Source organism: Dietzia sp. 2505 (assembly GCF_040546785.1).
Lineage (GTDB): Bacteria > Actinomycetota > Actinomycetes > Mycobacteriales > Mycobacteriaceae > Dietzia.
This window is the reverse complement of record NZ_JBEPON010000008.1, coordinates 70,777-97,120: the sequence shown is the minus strand read 5'-3', so window position 1 is coordinate 97,120 and position 26,344 is coordinate 70,777. Positions and strand designations below refer to the sequence as shown.

The 26,344-nt window shown below is 68.2% G+C and carries 20 protein-coding genes; 18 read left to right on the top strand and 2 right to left on the bottom strand.

Annotated features, from left to right (window positions below):
• The first annotated feature begins 244 nt into the window (after positions 1-244).
• From rplK to ABIE38_RS14975, 3 genes are all read left to right on the top strand, one after another.
• A complete protein-coding gene (gene rplK, locus ABIE38_RS14985; RefSeq protein WP_095717641.1) occupies positions 245-679 on the top strand; it encodes a 50S ribosomal protein L11 in 435 nt (144 codons plus the stop codon).
• Between the two features lie 91 nt (positions 680-770).
• Entirely contained in the window at positions 771-1,493 is a 723-nt protein-coding gene (gene rplA / locus ABIE38_RS14980; protein WP_354057588.1) for a 50S ribosomal protein L1, read from the top strand.
• A gap of 245 nt (positions 1,494-1,738) precedes the next feature.
• Positions 1,739-2,674 (top strand): hydroxymethylglutaryl-CoA lyase-like TIM-barrel protein, encoded by a 936-nt coding sequence (locus ABIE38_RS14975; RefSeq protein ID WP_354057587.1) that lies wholly within the window; start codon positions 1,739-1,741, stop codon positions 2,672-2,674.
• Positions 2,675-2,687: 13 nt separating this feature from the next.
• Here the strand turns inward: ABIE38_RS14975 and ABIE38_RS14970 are convergent, their stop codons facing one another.
• Together ABIE38_RS14970 and ABIE38_RS14965 are read right to left on the bottom strand one after the other, a co-directional pair.
• Positions 2,688-3,917: a CaiB/BaiF CoA transferase family protein gene (locus ABIE38_RS14970; RefSeq protein WP_354057586.1), complete on the bottom strand. Its 1,230-nt coding sequence runs from the start codon at positions 3,915-3,917 to the stop codon at positions 2,688-2,690.
• Positions 3,918-4,099: 182 nt separating this feature from the next.
• Positions 4,100-5,086 (bottom strand): diacylglycerol/lipid kinase family protein, encoded by a 987-nt coding sequence (locus ABIE38_RS14965; RefSeq protein WP_354057585.1) that lies wholly within the window; start codon positions 5,084-5,086, stop codon positions 4,100-4,102.
• A 336-nt stretch (positions 5,087-5,422) separates the two neighbouring features.
• Here ABIE38_RS14965 and rplJ point away from each other — a divergent pair, with 336 nt between their 5' ends.
• The 15 genes from rplJ (at position 5,423) to ABIE38_RS14890 (ending at position 26,210) form a co-directional block, all read left to right on the top strand.
• On the top strand, positions 5,423-5,935 hold the full coding sequence (gene rplJ / locus ABIE38_RS14960; protein ID WP_354057584.1) for a 50S ribosomal protein L10: 513 nt from the start codon (positions 5,423-5,425) through the stop codon (positions 5,933-5,935).
• 61 nt (positions 5,936-5,996) lie between these two features.
• Positions 5,997-6,377, top strand: a complete 381-nt coding sequence (gene rplL / locus ABIE38_RS14955; RefSeq protein ID WP_107746167.1) for a 50S ribosomal protein L7/L12 — start codon at positions 5,997-5,999, stop codon at positions 6,375-6,377.
• Between the two features lie 190 nt (positions 6,378-6,567).
• Entirely contained in the window at positions 6,568-7,671 is a 1,104-nt protein-coding gene (locus tag ABIE38_RS14950; protein WP_354057583.1) for an ABC transporter ATP-binding protein, read from the top strand.
• Between the two features lie 27 nt (positions 7,672-7,698).
• On the top strand, positions 7,699-8,529 hold the full coding sequence (locus ABIE38_RS14945; protein ID WP_354057582.1) for an MlaE family ABC transporter permease: 831 nt from the start codon (positions 7,699-7,701) through the stop codon (positions 8,527-8,529).
• A complete protein-coding gene (locus ABIE38_RS14940; RefSeq protein WP_107746647.1) occupies positions 8,529-9,386 on the top strand; it encodes an MlaE family ABC transporter permease in 858 nt (285 codons plus the stop codon). The genes ABIE38_RS14945 and ABIE38_RS14940 overlap by 1 nt, the downstream gene beginning before the upstream one ends.
• Positions 9,383-10,819: an MCE family protein gene (locus ABIE38_RS14935; protein ID WP_354057581.1), complete on the top strand. Its 1,437-nt coding sequence runs from the start codon at positions 9,383-9,385 to the stop codon at positions 10,817-10,819. The genes ABIE38_RS14940 and ABIE38_RS14935 overlap by 4 nt, the downstream gene beginning before the upstream one ends.
• Positions 10,816-11,904 carry an MCE family protein gene (locus ABIE38_RS14930; RefSeq protein ID WP_354057580.1) on the top strand — a complete coding sequence of 363 codons (1,089 nt, stop codon included), beginning with the start codon at positions 10,816-10,818 and terminating at the stop codon, positions 11,902-11,904. Before ABIE38_RS14935 ends, ABIE38_RS14930 begins: the two co-directional genes overlap by 4 nt.
• Entirely contained in the window at positions 11,901-12,923 is a 1,023-nt protein-coding gene (locus ABIE38_RS14925) for an MCE family protein (protein ID WP_354057579.1), read from the top strand. Before ABIE38_RS14930 ends, ABIE38_RS14925 begins: the two co-directional genes overlap by 4 nt.
• Positions 12,923-14,152 carry an MCE family protein gene (locus ABIE38_RS14920; protein ID WP_354057578.1) on the top strand — a complete coding sequence of 410 codons (1,230 nt, stop codon included), beginning with the start codon at positions 12,923-12,925 and terminating at the stop codon, positions 14,150-14,152. The genes ABIE38_RS14925 and ABIE38_RS14920 overlap by 1 nt, the downstream gene beginning before the upstream one ends.
• Positions 14,149-15,405: an MCE family protein gene (locus tag ABIE38_RS14915; RefSeq protein WP_354057577.1), complete on the top strand. Its 1,257-nt coding sequence runs from the start codon at positions 14,149-14,151 to the stop codon at positions 15,403-15,405. The genes ABIE38_RS14920 and ABIE38_RS14915 overlap by 4 nt, the downstream gene beginning before the upstream one ends.
• Complete coding sequence (locus tag ABIE38_RS14910) at positions 15,402-16,646, top strand: MCE family protein (RefSeq protein WP_354057576.1); 1,245 nt, start codon at positions 15,402-15,404, stop codon at positions 16,644-16,646. Before ABIE38_RS14915 ends, ABIE38_RS14910 begins: the two co-directional genes overlap by 4 nt.
• Positions 16,647-16,699: 53 nt before the next feature.
• Positions 16,700-17,401 carry an Rv1363c family protein gene (locus ABIE38_RS14905; RefSeq protein ID WP_354057575.1) on the top strand — a complete coding sequence of 234 codons (702 nt, stop codon included), beginning with the start codon at positions 16,700-16,702 and terminating at the stop codon, positions 17,399-17,401.
• A 19-nt stretch (positions 17,402-17,420) separates the two neighbouring features.
• The gene (locus ABIE38_RS14900) at positions 17,421-18,203 is read left to right on the top strand and encodes a hypothetical protein (protein ID WP_354057574.1); all 783 of its coding nucleotides are present in this window, start codon (positions 17,421-17,423) and stop codon (positions 18,201-18,203) included.
• Between the two features lie 413 nt (positions 18,204-18,616).
• Positions 18,617-22,126, top strand: coding sequence for a DNA-directed RNA polymerase subunit beta (gene rpoB / locus ABIE38_RS14895; RefSeq protein WP_182645097.1), 3,510 nt, complete (start codon positions 18,617-18,619; stop codon positions 22,124-22,126).
• 124 nt (positions 22,127-22,250) lie between these two features.
• Positions 22,251-26,210 (top strand): DNA-directed RNA polymerase subunit beta', encoded by a 3,960-nt coding sequence (locus ABIE38_RS14890; RefSeq protein WP_354057571.1) that lies wholly within the window; start codon positions 22,251-22,253, stop codon positions 26,208-26,210.
• The last annotated feature ends 134 nt before the right edge of the window (positions 26,211-26,344 follow it).

Sequence of the window (26,344 nt, the reverse complement as noted above, 5' to 3'; positions counted from 1 at the left end):
CGCACATCGCGCCCGGCGGGTTCCGTCGTTTCCGGGTCAGTGCATCGGCACGACAACCGGGTTAGTTGTTGTGCGGATGTTGGATTAGTTGTTGCGCGGACGTTGCACGTAGACTCTCCAAGGTTGCGCCTGCGCCACCGCACGCCCTGCCCGACGGGCGGGCCAGCGGGGGCGGCGCACACGACAGTCGGCCTCCCACGTGTACAGCGTGGAGCCGAGATCCAGTCGAAGAATCAGGAAGACGATGCCTCCGAAGAAGAAGAAGGTCTCAGGGCTGATCAAGCTCCAGATCAATGCCGGCGCAGCCAACCCGGCACCGCCGGTCGGCCCGGCTCTGGGTGCCCATGGTGTCAACATCATGGAGTTCTGCAAGGCCTACAACGCAGCCACCGAGAACCAGCGCGGGAACGTCGTGCCGGTCGAGATCACGGTCTACGAGGACCGTTCTTTCGACTTCAAGCTCAAGACGCCGCCGGCCGCCAAGCTCCTGCTGAAGGCCGCCGGCCTGCAGAAGGGTTCGGGCACGCCGCACTCCGCCAAGGTCGGCAAGGTCTCCATGGACCAGGTCCGCGAGATCGCGCAGACCAAGATGGAAGACCTCAACGCCAACGACGTCGACCAGGCCGCGAAGATCATCGCCGGCACCGCCCGCTCCATGGGCATCACGGTCGAGGCCTGACCTCCACCACCACACGTAATCGTGGGAGGGCAGCTCAGGCCCGCACCACACCCGACCGTCGCAGAGAACACGCGGCAGGAATGGAACTCTCATGAGCAAGAACAGCAAGGCCTACAAGGCCGCAGCTGACAAGGTCGACCGCACCAAGCTGTACTCGCCTCTGGATGCCCTGGCACTGGCCAAGGACACCTCCTCGACGAAGATGGACGCCACCGTCGAGGTCGCCATGCGACTTGGCGTCGACTCCCGCAAGGCGGACCAGATGGTCCGTGGCACCGTGAATCTTCCCAACGGTACCGGTAAGACCGCCCGCGTCATCGTCTTCGCCGCGGGCGAGAAGGCCACCGAGGCCGAGGCCGCCGGCGCCGACGTCGTGGGCTCCGATGACCTCATCGAGCGGATCCAGGGCGGCTGGCTCGACTTCGACGCCGCGATCGCCACCCCGGACCAGATGGCCAAGGTCGGCCGTGTGGCCCGCGTGCTCGGCCCGCGTGGCCTCATGCCGAACCCCAAGACGGGCACCGTCACCATGGACGTGACCAAGGCCGTCAGCGACATCAAGGGCGGCAAGGTCACCTTCCGCACCGACAAGGCCAACAACCTGCACTTCATCGTGGGCAAGGCCTCGTTCTCCACCGAGCAGCTCACGGAGAACTACCAGGCCGCGATCGACGAGGTCATGCGTCTCAAGCCGTCTTCCTCCAAGGGCCGCTACCTGCAGAAGATCACCGTGTCCACCACGACCGGACCCGGCATCCCGGTCGACACCTCGGCGATCTCCAAGCTCCTCGAGGCGGGCACCGACTCCCAGTGAGTTGATCCCCCGGCAGAAGGGCCCCGCGACCGTTCACGGCGCGGGGCCCTTCGCTGTCGGGGATGCCCCTGGCCGTCACGCCCCCGGCGGTCACACCCCGGCGGTCACGCCCCCGGCGGTCACACCCCCGGCCGTGACGCCGTCCGGCCGCCCCCGCGGGTACCGTCATCGCCAGGATCCCCAGGCCGCCGTGGGAGCCAGCACACCGCACCACCTGGCGGTCCCGGATGCGGAAGGACGACCCCATGAACACGCGGTCCAGCGGAGACGTGGCAGTGCGCGACGTCGCCCTGAGGGACGGACTTCAGTTGACGGTGGGGCGACTGAGTACCGCCGGCAAGGTGGAACTCGTCCGCACGCTGCTCAGGTCCGGCGTTCCCGAACTCGAGGTGGGGTCGATGGCAAGACCGGACCTCGTCCCGGCGCTCGCCGACACGCTCGACGTGATCGGCGCCCTGGACGGGGCCGAGCGGGACCGCTGTTGGGTATGGGTGGCCACGCCCGGTCAGGTGCGGCGCGCCGCCGACGCCGGGGTGCGGCGCTTCCAGTACTGCCTGTCGGTGACGGACGCGCACAACCGGGCCAACATCGGCCGGGACGTCGAGACGAGCATGGCCGCGCTGCCCGAGGCGGTGCGGGCAGCCGACGCCGTCGGCGGCGAGGTCCAGCTCTGCCTGGCCACCGCCTTCACCTGTCCGATCACCGGGCCGGTCGTTCCCGGTCGGGTCCTGGAGTTGATCGCGGATCCGCGCGGCGCCGGGACGGTCGACGTGGTGTTGGCGGACACTCTCGGACAGGCGCATCCGCGACAGGTCGGCGACCTGGTCGCGGCCGCTGCCGGACCGGCTGCCGGTCGTCGCATCGTCTTCCACGGCCACGACACGTGGGGGATGGGGGTCGCCAACTCCCTGGCCGCGGTGGCGGCGGGCGCAGGGATGATCGACTCGGCCCTGGGCGGGCTCGGCGGCTGCCCCTTCGCGCCCGGGGCCTCCGGCAACACCGCCACCGAGGACGTGCTGTTCGCCCTCCGGCCGGACTGGTTGGATCCGGAGGGATTCCACGACCTGGTGCGGGCGGGTGACCGGATGCTGGCCGAGTTGGGCGAGCGGTCGCGCTCGCGGGCCTCGGCGGGGGCGCACGGCAACGGCCGCGAGTTCGACTGGACCCTGCCGACGACGTGAGGCGCTACGGCGCTCAGATGACGCCGCGCGCGGCCAGGTCGGCCAGGTGTTCGTCGTCGAGGCCGAGCAGCTCGGAATAGACCACCCGGTTGTCCCAGCCGGGTTCCGGGGTCCCGCCGCGACGCACCGAACCGGGCGTGGCGTCCAGCACGGGCACGACCCCTGGTCCGAGCACCGTGTCGTCCACGCCGGGCACGGTGTGTGGCACGAGCATCCCGCGTGCGAGGAACTGCTCGTCCCGCACCACGTCCGCGACGGTGTTCACGGGACCCACCACGACGCCGGCGGCCTCCAAGACGGTGGCGACCTCCCCGGCCGTCCGCTCCGCGGCCCAGTCGGCGATGATCTGGTCGATCTGGTCCTGGTGCACCCCGCGCGCGTGGTGGTCGGCGAAACGCGGGTCCGCGGCGAGCTCGGGACGGCCCATCGCCGAGCACAACCGGCGGAACACGGTGTCCTGGTTGGCGGCGATGATCACCCACACCCCGTCCGACGCGCGGTAGAGGTTCGACGGGGCGATCCCCTCCAGACGCGTTCCGGACGGGCCGCGCACCACTCCCGCCGCGTCGAAGTCGGGGATCACCGACTCCTGTACGGCCAGGCAGGACTCCGTGAGGGCCACGTCGACCACCTGTCCGCGCCCGGTGGCGGTGCGGGCGAGCAGCGCCGCGAGAATCCCCTGCACGGCGAACATCCCACCGAGGGTATCGCCGATCGACAGGGCCATCCGGGGCGGCGGACGGTCCGGGAACCCGTTGAGGTGCCGCAGCCCCGAGACACCCTCGGCGACCGAGGCGTAACCGGCGCGGGTGGCCTGGGGCCCGGTCTGGCCGTATCCGGAGACCCGACCGACCACCAGGCCGGGGTTGACCTCGTGCAGGCGGTCCGGCCCGAGCCCCCACTTCTCCAGGGTGCCCGGACGGAAGTTCTCCACCACGACGTCCGCACGGGCGACCAGGTCGAGGAAGATCGCCGCGCCGTCCGGGCACCGCAGGTCGAGGGTGATCGACTCCTTGTTGCGCGCGTGGACGGTCCAGAAGTGGCGGCGGCCGTCGCGCTCGCCCTGGCCCCAGGTCCGCAGGGGGTCGGGGCGCCCGGGATCCTCGATCTTGACGACCCGTGCGCCCATGTCCCCCAACAGCCGGCCGGCGAACGGGCCCGCGATCAGCGTGCCGAGCTCCACCACGAGCATGCCCGCCAGCGGCCCGGTCCCGGACCGCCCCTGTCCGTCGACTGTCTCCATGGCACGCCCCCGCCAGTACGCCGTGCGAGTTGGTCGCACCCACCGTGTGAACCCCTCACCCGGTACCCGGGCGGGCGGTCTCCTCGACCCACACGCTACCCAGCCCGGGCGGAGTGACCACCCGTCCCCGGCCCGGCGGCGCCACCGGAGCGGCGCGACCCCTGGAGAACGAACCGCCAGGGTCAGTGGGCGACACGCACCGTGAGTCCCCGACGCTTGATCCACGCCGAGAACTCGGTGACGGTTCCGCACTCCTCGCCGTCGATCTGGAACGACGCGGGCTTCTCCAGGATCCGGGCCGAGACCGCCTCGCCCTGACGGAAGTCCAGTGGCCGGGTCTGGTGTCGTTCCTTGCCCTCGACGTGGGAGGAACCCCTCCGCAGTGCCGGGGTGAGCTGGTGCTGGAAGGTGTGGTGGACCAGTACCGCGCCGGCCTGGACCCACCCGAGGGCGCCCTTGGCCCGCAACGCCAACACATCGAGGAGACCGTCGTCGATCACGGCGTCGGGCAGGAGGATCATCCCGGCCTGGAGCATCCCGCAGTTGGCCACCAGCAGGGTCCGGGCCCGGGTGTGGATCTCCGGTCCGTCGTCGAGCGAGTACTCCACCCTGATCCGGTGGCCGCGCAGCAGTGTGTTGGCGAAGGCCCCCACGTAGGCGAGCCATCCCACCCGGGCCTTGAGGCCGTCGTGGGTGCCGGCGATCATGTCCGCGTCCATGCCCGCGCCGAGCATGACGAGGAAGACGTCGTCGTGGGTGTGCCCCTCGCCGTCGGTGTACCGGACCAGGCCGAGGTCCACGCCCCGGCTCCGGCCGCTCATCGCCACGCGGACCGCGCGGTCGACGTCGTCCAACGGGATGTCGAGATTCCGGGCGAGCAGGTTGCCGGTGCCGAGAGGCACCACGCCCATGGGGATGCCGGTACCGACGAGACCCTGGGCGACCGAACGCACGGTGCCGTCGCCGCCGCAGGCGAGCACCAGGCCCACGCCGCTCGCGGCGGCCTCCTCGGCCTGACCCATGCCCGGATCCTCCTCGGTGGTCTCGTAGAACACCGGATCGGTCCATCCGTGCAGAGCCGCCCTCTCGGCCGTGCGGCGACGGACCCCATCGACACCGGCTTTGATGGGGTTGTATATGACGGCGACGCGGGACGAGGCAGGAGGCACGGCACAACAGTGTCAGAAACACGCCCGACCCGCCATTCCCCGGTGGCCCGCCGATTTGGCGGTGACGCACCGCCGCCTATACCCTGATGAGGAAGTTTGAACGCCCGACGGCTCGCCCCGTCGGGCACCTGATCAAGTTTCACCGAAGACCGCAGGTCACCGCCCCCGCCGGGGGCGGTCGAAGTGTCCGGGAGCGCCCGGACGGCCCGCGCAGGAGAACACCGGTCAGTGTAGGAAATGGCACGTCACCGTGCCCGCCTCCTCCACGCCCCGTGCCGCCTGCGCCCGGGGCGTTCGTGCATTTCCCGGCAGTGAGAAGCAGAGAGGAGGCGAAACATGGCAAAGCCCGCAAAGGTCCAGGCCGTCGAGGAGATCAAGGAGCACTTCCAGAACTCCACCACGGCCGTGGTCACCGAATACCGCGGACTCTCCGTTCCGCAGGTCACCGCGCTGCGCAAGGCTCTGGGTGACTCGGCCACGTACACCGTGGCCAAGAACACCCTGGTCAAGCGTGCGGCGAAGGAAGCCGGTGTCGAGGGTCTCGACGACCTCCTGACCGGCCCCACCGCCATCGCGTTCGTCACCGGTGAGGTCGTGGACGCCGCCAAGGCGCTCAAGAACTTCACCAAGGACAACAAGGCGCTCATCGTCAAGGGTGGTGTCATGGACGGCGCCACGCTGTCCGCCGCCGAACTCGACAAGATCGCCGAGCTCGAGTCCCGCGAGGTCCTCCTCGCGAAGATGGCCGGTGCGCTCAAGGGCAACCAGGCCAAGGCCGCCGGCCTGTTCAACGCGCCCGCCTCGCAGCTGGCACGTCTGTTCGCGGCGCTCGAAGACAAGAAGAACTGACACACCCCACACGCTTCCGGTGTCGTATGACGGTGCCGGGACCAAATGAAAGGACGCCACCATGGCGAAGCTCAGCAACGACGAGCTGCTCGAGGCCTTCAAGGAGATGACTCTTCTCGAGCTCTCCGAGTTCGTGAAGCTGTTCGAGGACACCTTCGAGGTCACCGCGGCCGCTCCGGTCGCCGCCGCGGCCGCCGCCCCGGCCGCCGCCGAGGCCGCCGCCGAGCAGGACGAGTTCGACGTCGTCCTCGAGTCGGCCGGCGAGAAGAAGATCGGCGTGATCAAGGTCGTCCGCGAGATCGTCTCGGGCCTGGGCCTCAAGGAGGCCAAGGACCTCGTCGAGTCCGCTCCCAAGGCGATCATCGAGAAGGCCGACAAGGAGTCCGCCGAGGCTGCCAAGACCAAGCTCGAAGAGGCCGGCGCCAAGGTCTCGCTCAAGTGATCTGACGCACCACGTCTCGTGAAGGGCGGTCCGGCGATGTCGCCGGACCGCCCCTTCGGCATTTCTGCAGGTCGGTCCGACGAGGTTCGTTGCGATACATTACTTATCGGTATGTAACGAAGCACGCGCTCCGAGCGGTAGTTTACAGTGACCGTGGCCACAGATGATGGCTGCAGTGAGGAGTGGTGACGTGGGTATCGAGATATCTGTCGAGGGTCTGACGAAGTCCTTCGGTTCGCAGAAGATCTGGGAGGACGTCTCGTTCACCCTTCCCGAGGGGGAGGTGAGCGCGCTCCTGGGTCCATCCGGCACCGGTAAGTCGGTGTTCCTGAAGTCGCTCATCGGGCTCCTGCGGCCCGAGCGCGGTCAGATCATCATCGACGGCACGGACATCCTCCAGTGCACCGCCAAGGAGCTCTACGAGATCCGGAAGCTGTTCGGTGTCCTGTTCCAGGACGGCGCGCTCTTCGGGTCGATGGACCTCTACGACAACGTGGCCTTCCCGCTGCGCGAGCACACCCGCAAGTCGGAGAGCGAGATCCGGGACGTCGTCATGGAGAAGCTCGAGCTGACCGGTCTCACCGGTGCGGAGGGCAAGCTCCCGGGTGAGATCTCCGGCGGTATGCGCAAGCGCGCCGGCCTCGCCCGCGCACTCGTGCTGGACCCCGAGATCATCCTGGTCGACGAGCCCGACTCGGGTCTCGACCCGGTCCGCACGACCTACCTCGCGCAGTTGTTGATCGACATCAACGCGCAGATCGACGCCACCATCCTCATCGTGACGCACAACATCAACCTCGCGCGGACCGTGCCGGACAACCTGGGCATGCTGTACCGCAAGAAGCTCGTCATGTTCGGCCCGCGCGAGGTCCTGCTGACGAGCGAGGAACCCTCGGTCCGTCAGTTCCTCCGCGGATCCAAACTGGGTCCGATCGGCATGTCCGAGGAGAAGGACGACGCGCAGATGCGCGAGGAGCAGGCGCAGGCCGACGCCGGCCACAACGACGGCTCCCCGGGCGAGGACGAGGTGACGGGGGTCCCGCCGCAGATGCAGCCGACCCCCGGCGGTCCCGAGCGCAAGGGCGAGATCCGCCGTGAGAAGCGTGTGGCCGACATGATGGACACACTCCCCGACAGCGCGCAGGAGGCCATCCGGGCCGAGTGGGCGTCCCGCGGCCACGGCGGCAACGGCAAGCACGCCGCGGCGGCGACGGCCGGTGCCACCACCAGGAGCACCGGGGACAGCACATCGACGACAGGCATCGACGACCACTACGGGTCCGACGAGAACTGAGGACACCGGAGAGGTCGGGGGAAGTAAATGGCGGAGGGTGCGACTCAGCAACCCAAGGTGAGGACCGGTGTGTCTCCGGCGGACGTGGGAGGCGGCGTCCGGGGTGCGATCGGTGGGGCGGGCGCGGTGTTCCGCCTCTTCCTCGAGGTGATTCGTGGGATCTTCAGGAGGCCGTTCCAGTTCCGGGAGTTCATCAGTCAGTCGTGGTTCATCGCCTCGGTCACGATCCTGCCGTCGGCACTGGTCGCGATCCCCTTCGGGGCGGTCGTGGCGATGCAGACGGGTTCGCTGGTCCAGCAACTCGGGGCAGAGGCGTACACCGGTGCGACCGGCGTGCTCGCGGTGGTCCAGCAGGGAGCGCCACTGGTGACCTCACTGTTGATCGCCGGCGCCGCCGGATCGGCCGTGGCCGCCGACCTCGGTGCCCGGACCATCCGTGAGGAACTCGACGCCATGAGGGTCCTCGGGATCGACCCCGTCCAGCGGCTCGTGGTCCCGCGCGTACTCGGCATGATGCTCGTCGCGGTGCTGCTCAACGGACTGGTGTCGATCGTCGGGATCGCCGGCGGTTACGTGTTCAACATCCTGTTGCAGGGCGGCACCCCGGGCGCCTACCTCATGTCCTTCGGTGCGCTCGCCCAGTTACCCGACTTCATCATGTCCTCGTTCAAGGCCCTGGTGTTCGGACTCATCGCGGGCGTCGTCGCCTCGTACTGCGGCATGAATCCCAAGGGCGGTCCCAAGGGGGTCGGCGACGCCGTCAACCTCGGAGTGGTCCTGACCTTCCTCCTACTGTTCTTCGCCAACCTGATCCTCACTGCGATGTACCTGCAGATCGTTCCTCCGAAGGGGTCGTGATGGCGATCTTCACCGACGTCGGGCCCACCAGGGCCCGGCTCCGGGCCCTGGTGCGCGGCCCGGTCAGCTCGTTCGACAGTCTGGGTGACCAGCTCGCGTTCCATCTGCGGGCGATCCGTTGGATCCCGCAGACGCTCGTGCACTACCGGAAAGAGGTCCTGCGCCTGATCGCCGAGGTGACCTTCGGCGTCGGAGTGCTCGCGGTGCTCGGCGGGACCATCGGCGTGATCGTCATGATGAGCGGGTTCACCGGTGTCGTCGTGGGCCTCCAGGGCTACGCCGCGCTGGATCAGATCGGCAGCTCGGTCCTGACCGGTTTCCTCTCGGCCTACGTCAACACCCGCGAGGTCGCGCCGCTGGTGGCCGCCCTGGCGCTGTCGGCCACCGTCGGGTGCGGTTTCACCGCTCAGCTCGGCGCGATGCGGATCTCCGAGGAGATCGACGCCCTCGAGGTCATGGCGATCCCCAGCGTGCCGTACCTCGTCACCACACGGATCATCGCCGGGTTCATCGCGGTCATCCCGCTGTACGTGGTGGGTCTGCTGTCGTCCTACCTGGCGACACGGGGCGTCAACACGATGTTGCAGGGTCAGTCCACGGGGTCGTTCGACCACTACTTCCACCTCTTCCTGCCACCGGAAGACGTGATCTACTCGTTCATCAAGGTGATCATCTTCGCCTTCGTCCTGGTGATGATCCACTGCTTCTACGGTTTCACCGCGAGTGGCGGTCCCGCCGGGGTGGGCGTGGCGGTGGGTCGCGCGGTCCGGACGACGATCGTCGTGGTCGCGATTCTCAACTTCTTTGTCGGACTGGCTCTCTGGGGTACGACCACGACGGTGCGGGTGGCGGGATGAACGAGCTCTCGACCACCTCCAAGCGCCTGTTGGCCGCGCTGTTCCTCGTCATCGTCCTGGCCTTCGTCGGCACCACCATCGCCATCTACAACCGTGCGTTCACGGCCTCGGACAGCGTCACGATGATCGCGGACGACATGGCCTACGCACTACCCAACGACGCCGACGTCAAGGCGCGCGGCGTCCTGGTCGGTCGCGTCTCCGGGGTCGAGCCCGAGGGGGACAAGGTCCGCGTGAACATGGAGTTCGATCCGGCGTTCATCGACCAGCTCCCGGCCAACGTCAACGGAAGGATGCTCCCCAAGACGCTCTTCGGTGAGCGGTATGTCGACCTCGGTTTCCCCGAGCAGCCCGTGGGGACCATAGAGCCCGGCGCCACGATCGAACAGGACACCCGCGGTAACGCCGTCGAACTCGGGCGCGTACTCGACGGTCTGCTCCCGGTCCTGGAGGCCGTCCCGCCGGAGAAGCTCGCCGGCACGCTCGGGGCACTCAACCAGGCCCTGTCGGGGCGGGGCGACGAGATCGGGGCGAGCATCGTGGAGATCGGCCAGGTATTCGACGGCATCACCCAGGAGATGCCGGCGCTGGAGGCCGGGATCGAGGATCTCGCGACCTTCTCCCAGACCTACTCCGAGGCCCTGCCCGACCTCATCAACGCGCTCGACGCCCTCCGCACGACCGGTGACACCGTGATCCAGCGGCGGACCGACATCGCGGACGGGCTACAACGGGTCAGCACCTCGGCTGAGGTCCTCACGGGCTTCCTCGCCGCCAACCGCAACGACCTCATCGCCCTCGCCGTCGATTCCAGGACGTCGCTCGAGTATCTCGCCGAGTACTCGCCCGCCCTGCCGTGCACTGTCGAGCAGTTCATGACCGCCCTTGATCGCTCCGACGCGATCCTCGGTGTCGGTACCCCGAACCCGGGTATCCGGGTGACCATCGAGGTGGTCAACCCCAAGGGTCGCTACGTGCCCAATCAGGACGAACCGCGATTCTTCGACACCCGTGGCCCGCGGTGCTACGAACCGGCGGTGGCGCCACAGAACTTCGGCTCGGCGCCCGGCGGCGCCATCGCCGACGGTGCCTACCAACCTCCCACCCGCAACCCCGGGCCGGAGTTCATCCCCACCCTGCCCAACCCGCTCGACCAGGACGGTCCGGTCCCCGGTCTGCGGACCCGCGGGTCCGTGCCCGCTGCGCCGGGTAGGGCCGTCCCCGAGCAACCCAACCTGCCGTTCCCCTCCACCGTCACCGCGGGTCGGGATCGGGACGTCATGGCGATGGCGTACGCCGGGTCACCGCTGGAGACCGACACCGTCCGCACCGTCTACGGCGTCGCGACCTCGCGCGACGCAGGGGAGATCCCCGCCTGGATCGGCGGAATCGGCGCTCCTGCTCTCCGCGGGGCGGAGGTGAGCTTCCGATGAGCACCAAGATCAAGGCACTCTTCCGCGGTGGCGTCCTGGGGTCGTTCGTCAAGCTGACGATCTTCGTGGTGGTCACCATCCTGCTGAGCACGGTCCTCGCGACCACCATCCGCGGTGGCACCCGCGATGCCGGGACGGAGTACTCCGCGATCTTCTCCGACGTGACGATGCTCGAGGAGGGCGACGACGTCCGTATCGCCGGGGTCGTGGTGGGTCACGTGACCGGCTTCGAGATCCACGACCGGGACCGGGCCAGGGTGGACTTCACGATGTCCGGTGACCGGACCCTCCCGGCCAACGTCCACCTCTCGTTGCGGCTGCGCAACATGATCGGTCAGCGCTACATGAACATCACCCGCGTACCCGGGCCGGTGGCGCCGATGATGCCGGAGGGGACGACCATCGGAATCGAGAACACCTCGCCCGCCGTGGACCTCACGGCCTTGTTCAACGGTTTCCGACCGCTGTTCACCACCCTGCAGCCGGAGGACGTCAACGCACTCGCCGACTCGCTCGTCCGCGTGCTGCAGGGCGAGGGTGGGACCGTCACGAGCCTGGTCCAGCAGACCGGGCAGCTCACCAACCACCTCGCCGACCGTGATCAGGTGATCGGAGAGGTCATCGACAACCTCACCCGGGTCCTACAGACGATCAACGAGCGTGACGTCCAGTTCCAGCAGCTCGTGGTGACCACCAGGCAGCTGGTGGAGGGACTGGCCGAGGAGCGCGACGCGATCGGTAGCTCGCTCGACTCGATAGCCGATCTGACGTCCTCCGCCGAGAACGTGGTCACCGCGACCCGTCCGAGCGTCACCGAGTCGCTCGACCACCTCAAGCTGGTCACGGACGACATCACCGCGAACCGGGACACGCTCAGCACGGTTCTGCAGAACATGCCGGTCAAGACCGACAACCTCATCCGGATGGGGTCGTTCGGGTCGTGGTTCCAGTTCTATCTGTGTGGACTCGACGTGGCGAGCGGTCCGGGCACGAACGTGCCCAACCTGCTGCCGAGCGGCGGCCCGACATTCAATCACCCGGTGTACACCAATGTGGCGCCCCGGTGTCATGGGGGGATCTCATGAGTAAGCGCAGACCTGGTGAACCCAGGTTCGGGAACGCCACGATCGGCGCCGTCGGTGTCATCGTGATCCTGGTCCTCACCATGACCGCCTTCATGCTGGACTCGCTGCCCTTCGTGGGTGCCGGACCCAAGTACTCGGCGCACTTCTCCGAAGCGGCCGGGCTGACGGACGGCAACGAGGTCCGTGTGGCCGGCGTCAAGGTGGGAGTGGTGACGGACGTCGAACTCGACGGGGACAAGGTCGTCGTGGGCTTCCGGGCCAAGGACGCCTGGCTCGGGGACGACACGCGGGCGAGCATCCAGGTCAAGACCGTCCTCGGCCAGAAGTACCTCGCGCTCATCCCTGCGGGGAACGGCGAGTTGGACCGGTCCGAACCGATCCCGCTCGACCGCACGGTGGCGCCCTACGACGTCGTCACCGCGTTCTCCTCGGCCGCCGAGACTCTCGATCAGATCGACGACGCGAAACTCGCGGAGAGCCTGGACACGCTCACCGACGCGATGCAGGCCTCACCCGAGGAGTTCCGCGGAGCGGTCGACGGAGTGGCCCGGCTGTCCCAGACCCTGTCCAGCCGCGACGCCGAACTCCGTGAGCTGCTCGAGGCCACCCGGACCAGTTCGGCGATCCTCGCGGAGCGCAACGACGACTTCCGGAGGCTCATCGTCGGCACCGGTCAGCTCCTGGGCGAACTCAACGACCGCTCGGAGGCGCTCAAGCTCGTGCTGGCGTCGACCCGTGGTCTGTCGATCGAGCTCCGGAGGTTCGTCGCGGAGAACGAGGCCGAGTTCGGGCCCACCCTCGACAGCCTCGACTCGGCGCTGGCGGTCCTCACCGACCACGAGGAGGAGCTGAAGAAGTCCATCCACAACCTGGCACCCTTCTACCGGCTCTACGCCAACATGCTGGGGACCGGTCGCTGGTTCGACTCCGTGGTCACCAACCTCGTCCCGCCGGGCATCCCGGAACCGCCCTTCTACCCAGGTGCCCGCGCGCCGGCCCGACAGAGTGGGATCAACTGATGCACAAGAAGCTGCCGTACTGGCTGGTCGCGCTGCTCCTCGTCGTCGTCGTCGCGATCGTGGCGGTCACCTACCTCGCCGTCACGCGGATGGGTCGGACCACCATCACCGCGACCTTCCCCTCGGCCGTCGGCGTCTCGCAGGGCACGGACGTCCGGATCCTCGGGGTGACCGTCGGCTCCGTCGACGAGGTCACCCCGATGGGCGACACCGTCGAGGTCAAGCTGCACGTCAACAGGGGTATCGAGATCCCCGCCGACGCCAAGGCCGTCCAGGTGACCCCGTCGGTCATCCCGGACCGCAACATCCAGCTCCTGCCCGCGTACTCGGGAGGTCCCGTCATGGAGTCCGGGGCGCACATCCCGCTCGAGCGGACCGCGACGCCCGTCGAGGTGGACAAGCTGTACGCATCGGTCAAGGGACTCACGGATGCGCTCGGGCCCGACGGCGCCAACAGGGACGGCGCTCTCGACCGGTTCGTGACCACCTCCGCCGACACCCTCGGCGGCAACGGCGCGGCGCTCGGTCGGTCGATCGACGAACTCTCCAAGGCCGCGACGACGCTGGCGGACTCGAGCCAGGACATCAGCGAGACCGTGGTCAACCTGCAGTCCTTCGTCACCATGCTCGCGCAGAACGATGCGCAGGTGCGCGAGTTCAACACCCAGATGGCGACGTTCAACCGGACTGTGGCGGGCCAGCGGGAGGACCTCCAGGGCGCCCTCGGTGAACTCAGCTACGCGCTCGCCGACGTGGCCCGGTTGGTCCGCGACAACCAGGACGTGATCCGGAGCAACGCGGACCGGCTCGTCACCCTCAGCCAGATCACCGCCGACCAGAGGGACGATCTCGAGGAGATCCTCAAGACGGCACCGCTGGCCCTGTCCAACCTCATCGGCGCCTACGACTCCGAGTCGGGTTCGCTGTCGATGCGCGCGAACCTGCCGGAGAAGCAGGATCCAGCCGGTGTTCTGTGCTCGCTCATGACACTGAGCCGTCTCAATCCGGGAGACCAGATGCTGAGGGAACTGGACAACATGCGACGCGCTGACATCCAGGCGTGTGAGGCGCTCGCGCCGGAGCGCAACCGCGAACTCCGGGCCTCCAATCCCGACCTGCCGCTCGGCATCCTGGCGGGCGAGATGAAGCAGTCCATCCCCGTACCCGGAACGGTGCCGGGCAACTACGGCTGGCCGATGACGCCCGCCTCGGAAGGGGGTCGGGGATGAGCCGCCACACGCCCACCGCCGTCAGGCGCAGGGTCCGAGCCCTCGGGGTCGCCGCCGTGGTCACCGCTCTGGCCTCCGGCTGCTCCATGGATCTCGAGGACTACACCTTGCCGGGTGGCGCCGATGTGGGGGACGACCCCATCACGGTGGCCGTTGAGTTCGACGATGTGCTCGACCTCGTCCTCCAGTCCAGCGTGAAGGTCAACGGTCTCGACGCCGGACGCGTCTCGGGCGTCTCGCTCGCGGAGGACGGGTGGACGGCGCGGGTGGAGATCATCCTGCGCGACGACCTCGACCTGCCCTCCAACGTGGAGGCGTCGGTCCAGCAGACCAACCTGCTCGGGGAGAAGTTCGTCCAGCTCACCCCTCCGGAGGATGAGCCGCCGGCCGGCAGATTGTCCGACGGCGATGTGATCTCGACGTCAAACAGTCGGACGGCCACGGATATCGAGCAGGTGCTCGGTGCGCTCTCGCTGCTTCTCAACGGCGGCGGCGTGGACCAGATCCAACCGATCGTCGCGGAGCTGCGCGCGGTGACGGACGGTCGCGAGGAGGGTCTCACCGAGACCCTGCGCTCGGCGGACGAGCTCATCTCCGGGCTCAACCGGCAGCGCGACAGCATCACCGATGCACTCGAGGGCGTGAACCTGATGACGGCCCGCGCCAATGATCAGCGGGAACAGATCCAGGCCGCTCTCGACGAGCTGCCCGCCGGTGTGGCGGTACTCGAGGAGCAGCGTCCCCAACTCGTGGAGATGTTGCGCCGCGTCGACGCGCTCGGTCAGGTGGGATCCGACATCCTGCTCACCAGCAGGGAGGACATCATCGCGGACCTGCGGGCACTGCGTCCGGTGCTGCAGTACCTGGGCGAGTCCACCCCTGAGCTCATCGACCTGACCGGGTTCGTCCCCACCTTCCCGTTCCCGGACGCGTCGATTCCGTCGACCGTCGGCGGCTCGGCGAACGTGTTCCTGTCCGTGGATGCGACGATCTCCGAGACGCTCCGAAACCTCGGTGCGAACCAGGGCGATCCGGTGCCGCTCTACCCGAACACCACGAGTGGCCCGTACAACGTCGACCCGGGCAACCCCTGGGTGAACGGAAACGGCCCCGACAGGCGGACCACCATCGTCCTGCCTCTGTTGCCGATCCCGCCCATCATGGACCGGGCTGTCACGCCCAGGCCCGCGCCGGGTACCTCGGAGTTCTCCGAGAACTACCTGCCTGAACCAGGGGAGCCCGGATACCAGTGAGCAAGACACTCAAGACCCAGCTCATCGCCTTCTGCGTGATCGCGGCAGTGGGAATCAGTTACGTCGGGGCCAACTACGTGCGGCTGCCCTCGTTGTTCGGGATCGGCCAGTACCAGGTCTACCTGGACCTGCCCGACACCGGCGGCGTGTTCACCAACGCGGCGGTCAACTACCGCGGCACCCCGGTCGGGCGAATCGGCGAGCTCTCGCTCACCGACGACGGAGTACGGGTCGAACTCGACCTGGATTCCAGCGCCCCGGACATCCCGGCGGACACCGTCGCCGTGGTGGCCAACCGGTCCGCCATCGGCGAGCAGTACGTGGACCTGCGGCCCAACTCGTACTCCGAGCCATATCTGAAGGACGGCGACGTGATCAGCGCGGGCAGCGAGGCGCTGCCGGTGCGCGTGGAGGACCTGCTGGCCTCGGTCGACGAGCTGTCCAGGTCGGTGCCGCTCGACGACCTCGAGGTGATGGTCGACGAGTTGGGTACGGCGATCGAGGGTCGTGGACCGCAACTGCAGCGGCTCTCGGACTCCCTCATCCGCATCTCCGATTCCGGGATCCGCACCATGCCGCAGCTGCAGGCCCTCATCCGGGACGGGGCGACCGTACTCGACACCCAGGCGGACCAGTCGGCAGAGATCATCAGCTTCTCCCGCGACCTTCGTACGGTCACCGAGGCCCTGCGTGACTCCGACTCCGACCTCGAGCGCCTCATCACCACCGGGCCCGAGTTCGCCGACGAGACGCGGTTCCTGGTGGAGAACTCCGGCGAGCCGCTCACCCGGACCATCGGGAACCTGTCGACCACCATGAAGACCGTGGACCCGCTCGCGCCGTCGTTCAAGGTGCTCCTGCAGCTGCTCCCGGCCCTGGCGGCCGGCGGCCTGTCGGCGGCACCGGGCGACGGCACCATCCACTTCGGTCTGGTCCTGGAGATGGACAACCCCACGCCGTGTACCCAGGGCTACGAGGGCACCTGGGACATCATCAACGAGATCAGGGCGCAGGACCCGTCGTTCGACCCGCAGGAACAGAACTTCCCGCCGAACTATGACGCGGAGTGCACGGTTCCGTTCGGCAGTCCCACCGCCGTTCGCGGCGCCGACCGGGTCGAGTACGCCTACCCGGGTGTCACGCAGCCCTGGGACACCAAGCCCAAGATCGACCCGGACCGGTTGAACCTGTCGGTGGCCGCTGAGCAACTCGCGGTCCTGCAGGGGCTGATCCCGCGGTGACGGCGCGACCGGGCCCTGATCCGGTGCGCCGTGGTTCAGGTAGCGTCGCCGCCATGAGTTCGCAGGGCAGGATCAGTGGCGGCGGCCGTTCGGCGGGGGACGGTGTCGAGAAGGGTCGGGCCGTCCCGACGTGGCTGGCGGTCCTCTCGGTCGTCGTCCTGGTGGCCGGTCTGGCGGTGCTGGGCGTGTTCGGCTGGCGCTACGCCGAAGCGCGGTCCGCACACGAGGTCGCGACCGAGCGCGAGACCGTCTCGGAGGTGGCGTCGCAGGTGATCATCAACGCGTTCAGCTTCGACTACCGCAACGTCGACGAGTCGCTGCAGCAGCTCGCCGACGCCTCGACGGGTGACTTCCTCGTGGAGCAGGAGCAGTGGGCGGACGATGTCCGCACCCGTGTCGTGGAGCAGAAGGCGGTCACCACGGCGACCGTCTCCCAGTCCGCGGTGGAGGTTCTCGACCTCGAGGCGGGCGAGGCCGCCGTGCTGGTGGTCTTCACCGCCCACTCGGAGCGTGAGGGCCAGGACGACATCACGGGACGCCAGGCGATGCGCGTGGATCTCACCCGTGAGGACGGTTCGTGGAAGGCCAACGCGGTCAACCAGGTGGGCGTGACGGTGCCTGTCGGGAGCTCGAGTCAGTCCGTGCAGGAGCTGGAGGCACCGGACACCCGGGACGGAGCCGGGAACGCGGACGCCGACGACCCCGACACACAGGAGGAGTCGACCACCGCGCCGACCACCTCCGCCGGCCGATGAGGAAGGACGGGAACGACTGATGCCACCCATCAAGAGGACACCGAAGCCCGCCGGTCAGCCGGTTCGCCGCCGCCTTGCCGGTCACGCCGGACCGACCCGTCCCGAGGCCGGTCCGCGGGCGGGGGAGAAGCATGACGACGAGGAGTTGGCCGACGCGGGAAGCACCGTCGATGCCGCGCCCGACGACGATTCCGGGACCACACACGCTGCCGGGGCCACACGCTCGGCCGATGCCGCGTCCGATCCCCGCACCGCCGATGGCCCCAAGGCCGCCGGGGAGGCCGAAGAACGGCCGGGCCGCGGGCTGCCCCGTGGGCGGGCGCTGGCGTACGCCGCGCTGGCGGTGGGCCTCGTGGCGGGAGCCACCGGTGCGTTCCTGGCCACCGGGCCCGGCGTGGACGTGGACAACCAGGCGTTCGTCGACCAGTCCGTCACCGACGAGGTCCTGACGGCGGCGAGCACGAACGTGCAGCGCCTGGTCGCGATCGATCATGAGTCCCTCGACGAGTATCACGACTCACTGGGGGAGTTCCTCACCCCGGCCCTCGTGTCCGAGCTGGACGAGAACTGGCCCGCGCTCCGCGACAGCTACGAGCAGTCGGCCACCGCCGTCGAGGCGCAGGTCCGCGAAGCGGGACTGTCCTACCTCGACGGGGACAAGGCCGAGGTGCTTCTGGTGCAGGACGTCTCGATGACCCGTGACGGCGTGGCGGCCGGCAGTACCAGCGGCACCTACCTGGTCGGTCTCGACCGGATCGACGGGGTGTGGAAGCTGTCCCGGATCCCCGACCTGCCCTCCTGACGGGTCGGCGGACAGTCGATCTCGAACCGGACCGCGTCGGATCCTTGACGAACGGCCTTCGACCCGTCACCCTTTAGGGGCATCGGGCGATCGGATCGCCCGCCGGTGCGACGTCCCGACCGGGGGCCGATGAGGCGAGAGCCACGAGGGCAACCAGCGCAGGGACGGACGGAGCACCCGCCCGCGCACAGCCTCCGGGATCACTCCCGTGGACGGCTGGACTTCCGCGCCGCTATCCACTAGATTAGGTCGTTGCGCTGGCTGCTATTTGCACTCTCGTCCGTCCGTGACGGCTCGTCCCCGGTCTCACCGGGTGTTCTCCGAGTCCTCGATCGGGTCGGATCTGGGTGGATACCCGTCGGCGGACCGCTCGCAGATACATCTGTGGTCACCGCCCGTGGTGATCACGTGAGGTGCTGGAAGGACCCATCTTGGCAGTCTCCCGCCAGACCAAGTCAGTTTCCACCGTTCCCGGTGCGCCCCGGAGGGTCTCGTTCGCGAAACTCTCCGAGCCGTTGCCGGTCCCGGGACTGCTCGACCTCCAGACGGAGTCGTTCGAGTGGTTCATCGGGTCGGAGGAGTGGCAGAAGAGGGCCGCGTCACGCGGCGTCACGAACCTCGAGGGAGGCCTGGAGTCGATCCTCAGGGAGATCTCCCCGATCGAGGACTTCTCCGGATCCATGTCGCTCTCGTTCTCGGATTCGTACTTCGAAGAGGTCAAGGCCTCCATGGAGGACTGCCGCGAGAAGGACCGCACGTACGAGGCGCCCCTGTTCGTCACCGCCGAGTTCGAGAACACCGAGACGGGCGAGATCAAGTCGCAGACCGTCTTCATGGGTGATTTCCCGATGATGACGGACAAGGGCACGTTCATCATCAACGGCACCGAGCGCGTCGTCGTCTCGCAGCTCGTCCGCTCGCCGGGCGTGTACTTCGACCGGAGTCGCGACAAGTCCACGGAGCGCGACGTGCACTCCGTCAAGGTCATCCCCTCGCGTGGTGCGTGGCTCGAGTTCGACGTGGACAAGCGCGACACGGTCGGTGTGCGTATCGACCGCAAGCGCCGCCAGTCCGTGACCGTGCTGCTCAAGGCGCTCGGCTGGACCACCACCGAGATCAAGGAGCGCTACGGCTTCTCCGAGATCATGATGTCCACCCTCGAGAAGGACACTGTCGAGGACACGGACCAGGCCCTGCTCGAGATCTACCGCAAGCTGCGTCCGGGCGAGCCGCCGACCCGCGAGTCCGCGGAGGCGCTGCTGGAGAACCTGTTCTTCAAGGAGAAGCGCTACGACTTGGCCCGCGTCGGCCGCTACAAGGTCAACCGCAAGCTCGGTCTGCCGGACCCCGAGGGTGACGACACCACCACGCTCACGCGTGAGGACATCGCCGCCACCATCGAGTACCTCGTGCGCCTCCACGCGGGTGAGAGCTCGATGCAGGTCTCCGGCGGCCGCGAGGTCCCGGTCGACGTCGACGACATCGACCACTTCGGCAACCGTCGTCTGCGTACCGTCGGCGAGCTCATCCAGAACCAGGTCCGCGTGGGCCTGTCCCGGATGGAGCGTGTGGTCCGCGAGCGGATGACCACGCAGGACTCCGAGGCGATCACCCCGCAGTCGCTGATCAACATCCGGCCCATCACCGCCGCGCTCAAGGAGTTCTTCGGAACCTCCCAGATGTCGCAGTTCATGGACCAGAACAACCCGCTGTCGGGGCTGACCCACAAGCGGCGTCTGTCGGCCCTGGGCCCCGGTGGCCTCTCCCGCGAGCGCGCGGGCCTCGAGGTGCGCGACGTGCACGCCTCGCACTACGGCCGCATGTGCCCGATCGAGACCCCCGAGGGTCCGAACATCGGACTGATCGGCTCGCTCTCGGTCTACGCCCGGGTCAACCCGTTCGGCTTCATCGAGACCCCGTACCGCCGGGTCGTCGACGGCGCCGTCACCGACCAGGTTGACTACCTGACCGCCGACGAGGAGGACCGCCACGTCGTGGCGCAGGCCAACTCGGAGATCGACGCGGACGGCCGGTTCGTCGAGGACCGCGTCCTCGTGCGCAAGAAGCACGGTGACGTCGAGGTCGTCGCCGGTACGGACGTCGACTACATGGACGTCTCGCCGCGGCAGATGGTCTCCGTGGCCACCGCGATGATCCCGTTCCTCGAGCACGACGACGCCAACCGTGCCCTGATGGGTGCGAACATGCAGCGCCAGTCGGTCCCGCTCGTGCGTTCCGAGGCGCCGCTCGTCGGCACCGGCATGGAGCTGCGCGCGGCCGTGGACGCGGGCGACGTCGTCGTCAACACGCGTGCGGGAATGGTGGAGGAGGTCTCGGCCGACTTCATCACCGTCATGGACGACGACGGTGGCCGACAGACCTATCGTCTGGCCAAGTTCGCGCGGTCCAACCAGGGCACCTGCTCCAACCAGAAGCCGATAGTGGACGAGGGGATGCGCGTCGAGGCCGGCCAGGTCCTCGCCGACGGACCCTGCACCGAGAACGGTGAGATGGCGCTGGGCAAGAACCTGCTCGTGGCGATCATGCCGTGGGAGGGCCACAACTACGAGGACGCGATCATCCTCTCGCAGCGCCTGGTGGAGGAGGACGTGCTCACGTCCATCCACATCGAGGAGCACGAGATCGACGCCCGCGACACCAAGCTGGGCGCCGAGGAGATCACCCGCGACATCCCCAACGTCTCCGACGAGGTCCTCGCGGACCTGGACGACCGTGGCATCGTGCGCATCGGCGCCGAGGTCCGGGACGGCGACGTGCTGGTCGGCAAGGTCACGCCCAAGGGCGAGACCGAGCTCACCCCGGAGGAGCGCCTGCTGCGCGCCATCTTCGGTGAGAAGGCCCGCGAGGTGCGCGACACGTCGCTCAAGGTGCCCCACGGTGAGTCCGGGAAGGTGATCGGCGTCCGCGTGTTCTCGCGTGACGACGACGACGACCTGCCCCCCGGCGTCAACGAGCTGGTCCGTGTCTACGTGGCGCAGAAGCGCAAGATCCAGGACGGCGACAAGCTCGCCGGCCGCCACGGCAACAAGGGCGTCATCGGCAAAATCCTCCCCGCTGAGGACATGCCGTTCATGCCCGACGGCACGCCCGTGGACATCATCCTCAACACGCACGGCGTCCCGCGTCGTATGAACATCGGTCAGATCATGGAGACCCACCTCGGCTGGTTGGCCAAGGCGGGCTGGGAGGTGCCCCGCGAGGCGGACGGTTCCCTCCCCGAGTGGGCGACCAAGCTGCCGGAGGAGATCTACAGCGTCGAGGCCGGCACCAACACGGCGACCCCCGTCTTCGACGGTGCGGCGGACACGGAGATCACCGGCCTTCTCGGCTGCACCCTCCCGAACCGTGACGGCGAGCGGATGGTCGAGGCCGACGGCAAGGCGACCCTGATCGACGGTCGGTCGGGCGAGCCCTTCCCGTACCCGGTGTCCGTGGGGTACATGTACATCCTCAAGCTGCACCACCTGGTGGACGACAAGATCCACGCCCGTTCCACGGGTCCGTACTCGATGATCACCCAGCAGCCGCTCGGCGGTAAGGCCCAGTTCGGTGGCCAGCGCTTCGGTGAGATGGAGTGCTGGGCGATGCAGGCCTACGGTGCCGCGTACACCCTCCAGGAGCTGCTCACGATCAAGTCGGACGACGTCGTGGGTCGCGTGAAGGTGTACGAGGCGATCGTCAAGGGCGAGAACATCCCGGAGCCCGGGATCCCGGAGTCGTTCAAGGTCCTGCTCAAGGAGCTGCAGTCGCTGTGCCTCAACGTCGAGGTGCTCTCCAGCGACGGCCAGGCCGTCTCGCTGGGCGAGGGTGCAGAGGACGACGACCTCGACCGCACCGCGGCGAACCTGGGGATCAACCTCTCCAGGGACGAGTCCTCGGCCGCGGACGAGCTGGCGCAGTAGGCGCCGGGGGCGCGCACCACCGGCGCCCCGCAACCCGAATATTTAAGTTCCACCACGGCGGGCCCCACACCGGCCCCACCCCGCGAGGGGCCCGCCACCATCCCATAAGGGGAAGGACGCCTACGTGCAGGACGTCAACTACTTCGACGAGCTGGTCATCAGCCTCGCGACCGCGGAGAACATCCGTAACTGGTCCTACGGCGAGGTCAAGAAGCCCGAGACCATCAACTACCGCACCCTCAAGCCGGAGAAGGAGGGGCTGTTCTGCGAGAAGATCTTCGGCCCCACCCGGGACTGGGAGTGCTACTGCGGCAAGTACAAGCGCGTGCGCTTCAAGGGGATCATCTGTGAGCGCTGCGGCGTCGAGGTGACCCGTGCCAAGGTGCGTCGTGAGCGGATGGGCCACATCGAGCTGGCCGCGCCCGTCACGCACATCTGGTACTTCAAGGGCGTCCCGTCGCGGCTCGGCTACCTGCTGGACCTCGCGCCCAAGGACCTCGACAAGATCATCTACTTCGCGGCCTACGTCATCACCGGCGTGGACAAGGACCTGCGCCACAACGAGCTGAGCACGCTCGAGGCGCAGATCCTCGAGGAGCGCAAGATCATCGAGGACGAGCGGGACTCGGACATCGAGGCACGCGCCAAGAAGCTCGAGGCCGACCTGGCCGAGTTGGAGGCCGAGGGTGCCAAGGCCGACCAGCGCCGCAAGGTCAAGGACGGCGGCGAGAAGGAGATGAAGAAGATCCGCGAGTCGGCCCAGCGCGAGCTGGACCGTCTCGAGGAGATCTGGACCACCTTCACTAAGCTCGAGATCAACCAGATCATCGTGGACGAGGGCATCTACCGCGAGCTCGAGGACCGCTTCGGCGAGTACTTCGAGGGCGGCATGGGTGCCGAGGCGATCCAGTCGTTGCTGGAGAACTTCGACCTCGCGACCGAGGCCGAGAACCTCCGCGACATCATCCGCAACGGCAAGGGTCAGAAGAAGATCCGCGCCCTCAAGCGACTCAAGGTCGTCTCCGCGTTCCTGCGGTCCGGGAACCACCCGGCCGCGATGGTGCTCGGGGCAGTCCCGGTGATCCCGCCGGAGCTGCGTCCGATGGTCCAGCTCGACGGTGGGCGCTTCGCCACCTCGGACCTCAACGACCTCTACCGCCGCGTGATCAACCGCAACAACCGCCTCAAGCGACTGATGGACCTCGGTGCCCCCGAGATCATCGTCAACAACGAGAAGCGGATGCTGCAGGAGTCCGTGGACGCGCTGTTCGACAACGGTCGTCGTGGCCGGCCCGTCACGGGCCCGGGCAACCGTCCGCTCAAGTCGCTCTCGGACCTCCTCAAGGGCAAGCAGGGCCGGTTCCGTCAGAACCTGCTCGGCAAGCGCGTCGACTACTCGGGTCGTTCCGTGATCGTCGTGGGTCCGCAGCTCCAGCTGCACCAGTGTGGCCTGCCCAAGCTCATGGCGCTCGAGCTGTTCAAGCCGTTCGTCATGAAGCGACTGGTGGACCTCAACCACGCCCAGAACATCAAGTCCGCCAAGCGGATGGTCGAGCGTCAGCGCGACCAGGTGTGGGACGTCCTCGAGGAGGTCATCGCCGAGCACCCGGTGATGCTCAACCGCGCACCCACCCTGCACCGCCTCGGTATCCAGGCCTTCGAGCCGCAGCTCGTCGAAGGCAAGGCCATCCAGCTGCACCCGCTGGTGTGTGAGGCCTTCAACGCCGACTTCGACGGTGACCAGATGGCCGTGCACCTCCCGCTGTCCGCGGAGGCGCAGGCCGAGGCCCGCATCCTCATGCTCGCCTCGAACAACATCCTGTCGCCGGCGTCGGGCCGCCCGCTCGCCATGCCGCGTCTGGACATGGTGACCGGTCTGTACTACCTGACCCGCCTCGACGAGGGCGCCACCGGCTCCTACGTCCCGGCGGCACAGGACGCCCCGGCCACCGGCGTGTACTCCAACCCGTCGGAGGCCATCATGGCCGTCGACCTGAAGGTGCTGGACATCCACGCGCCGATCCAGGTGCGGATGTCGCAGCAGCGGCCCCCCGCCGAGATCGAGGCGGAGCGGTTCCCCGAGGGCTGGACCCCCGGCCAGGAGTGGATCGCGGAGACCACGCTGGGCCGCGTCATGTTCAACGAGCTGCTCCCGGCGGACTACCCGTTCGTCAACGAGCAGATGCCCAAGAAGCGCCAGGCCGTCATCATCAACGACCTGGCCGAGCGCTACCCGATGATCGTCGTGGCGCAGACGGTGGACAAGCTCAAGGACACCGGTTTCTACTGGGCCACCCGCTCGGGCGTCACCATCGCGATGTCCGACGTGCTGGTCCCGCCGGCCAAGAAGGAGATCCTCGCCTCGTACGACGCCAAGGCGGCGCGGCTCGAGTCGCAGTTCGGCCTGGGCAAGATCACCGACGAGGAGCGCAAGAGCGACCTGGTCAAGCTCTGGCAGGAGGCCACCGACGAGATCGGTCAGGCCATGGAGGCCAACTACCCGGACTCCAACCCGATCCCGACGATCGTCAAGTCGGGCGCGGCGGGCAACATGACCCAGATCCGTGCGCTCGCGGGCATGAAGGGCCTGGTGACGCGTCCGAACGGCGAGTTCATCCCGCAGCCCATCAAGTCCTCGTTCCGCGAGGGCCTGACGGTGCTCGAGTACTTCATGAACACGCACGGCGCCCGCAAGGGTCTGGCCGACACGGCGCTCCGTACGGCCGACTCGGGCTACCTGACCCGTCGTCTCGTCGACGTCTCACAGGACGTCATCGTCCGCGAGACCGACTGTGGCACGAGCAAGGGCATCGAGACGATCATCGCCCGCCGTGAGGTGGACGCGCACGGTGTCGAGACCGGCGTGCTCTCCCGGGACGAGCACGTCGAGACCTCGACGTTCGCCCGCACCCTCGCGGAGGACGCCGTCGACGCCTCCGGCGCTGTCGTCGTGGCCGCCGGCACCGACCTCGGTGACCCGACGATCGAGGCGCTCATCGCCGCGGGCGTGGAGAAGGTCAAGGTCCGCTCGGTCCTCACCTGCACCACGGGCACGGGAGTCTGCGCCACCTGCTACGGCCGTTCCATGGCGACCGGTCTGCTGGTCGACATCGGCGAGGCCGTGGGCATCGTCGCCGCCCAGTCCATCGGTGAGCCGGGCACGCAGCTGACCATGCGTACGTTCCACCAGGGTGGCGTAGGTGACGACATCACCGGTGGTCTGCCGCGCGTGCAGGAACTCTTCGAGGCACGCGTGCCCAAGGGCAAGGCCCCGATCGCCGAGGAGGCGGGCCGGATCCGCCTCGAGGAGGAGGAGCGGTTCTACACGATCACGATCGTGCCGGACAACGGTGCGGAAGAGATCGTGTACGAGAAGCTGTCCAAGCGTCAGGGCCTCGCGCATATCATCCTCGAGGACGGGTCGTCCCGTCCGATCGTCGACGGCGACCACCTGGAGCGGGGCCAGGCCCTGCTCGAGGGGCCGGCGGACCCGCACGAGGTGCTGGCGATCCTCGGCCCGAACGGGGTCCAGAAGTTCCTCGTGGACGAGGTGCAGAAGGTCTACCGCGCACAGGGTGTGTCGATCCACGACAAGCACCTCGAGGTCATCGTCCGCCAGATGATGCGTCGCGTCGCGATCAACGAGTCCAACAGCACCGAGTTCCTGCCCGGTGCGCTGGTCGAGCGCGCGGAGCTCACGGCGGAGAACCGTCGCGTGCTCACCGAGGGCGGCTCACCGGCCTCGGCGCGCCCGGTTCTCATGGGTATCACCAAGGCCTCGCTGGCCACGGACTCGTGGCTCTCGGCGGCCTCCTTCCAGGAGACCACCCGCGTGCTCACCGACGCCGCCATCAACCGGCGTTCGGACAAGCTCGTGGGCCTCAAGGAGAACGTCATCATCGGTAAGCTCATCCCGGCGGGTACCGGCATCAACCGGTACCGCAACTCGACGGTCGAGCCCACCGAGGAGGCCCGCGCGGCCGCGTACTCCATCCCGGACTACGGCGACGGCTTCTACGGTCCCGAGGACGGGTTCGGCGACGCCACCGGCGCGTCGGTCCGCCTGGACGACCTGGGCTACTGACCCGACAGGTCGGGCACCTGCCGACCCGAACGAACACCGGACCCCCGGGCGCCCCGAGCGCCCGGGGGTCCGGTGCGTCGGCCCGGCCGTGTCGTCGCTGGCCGCGAACGTGTTCTAGACTTGCTCGATGTGCC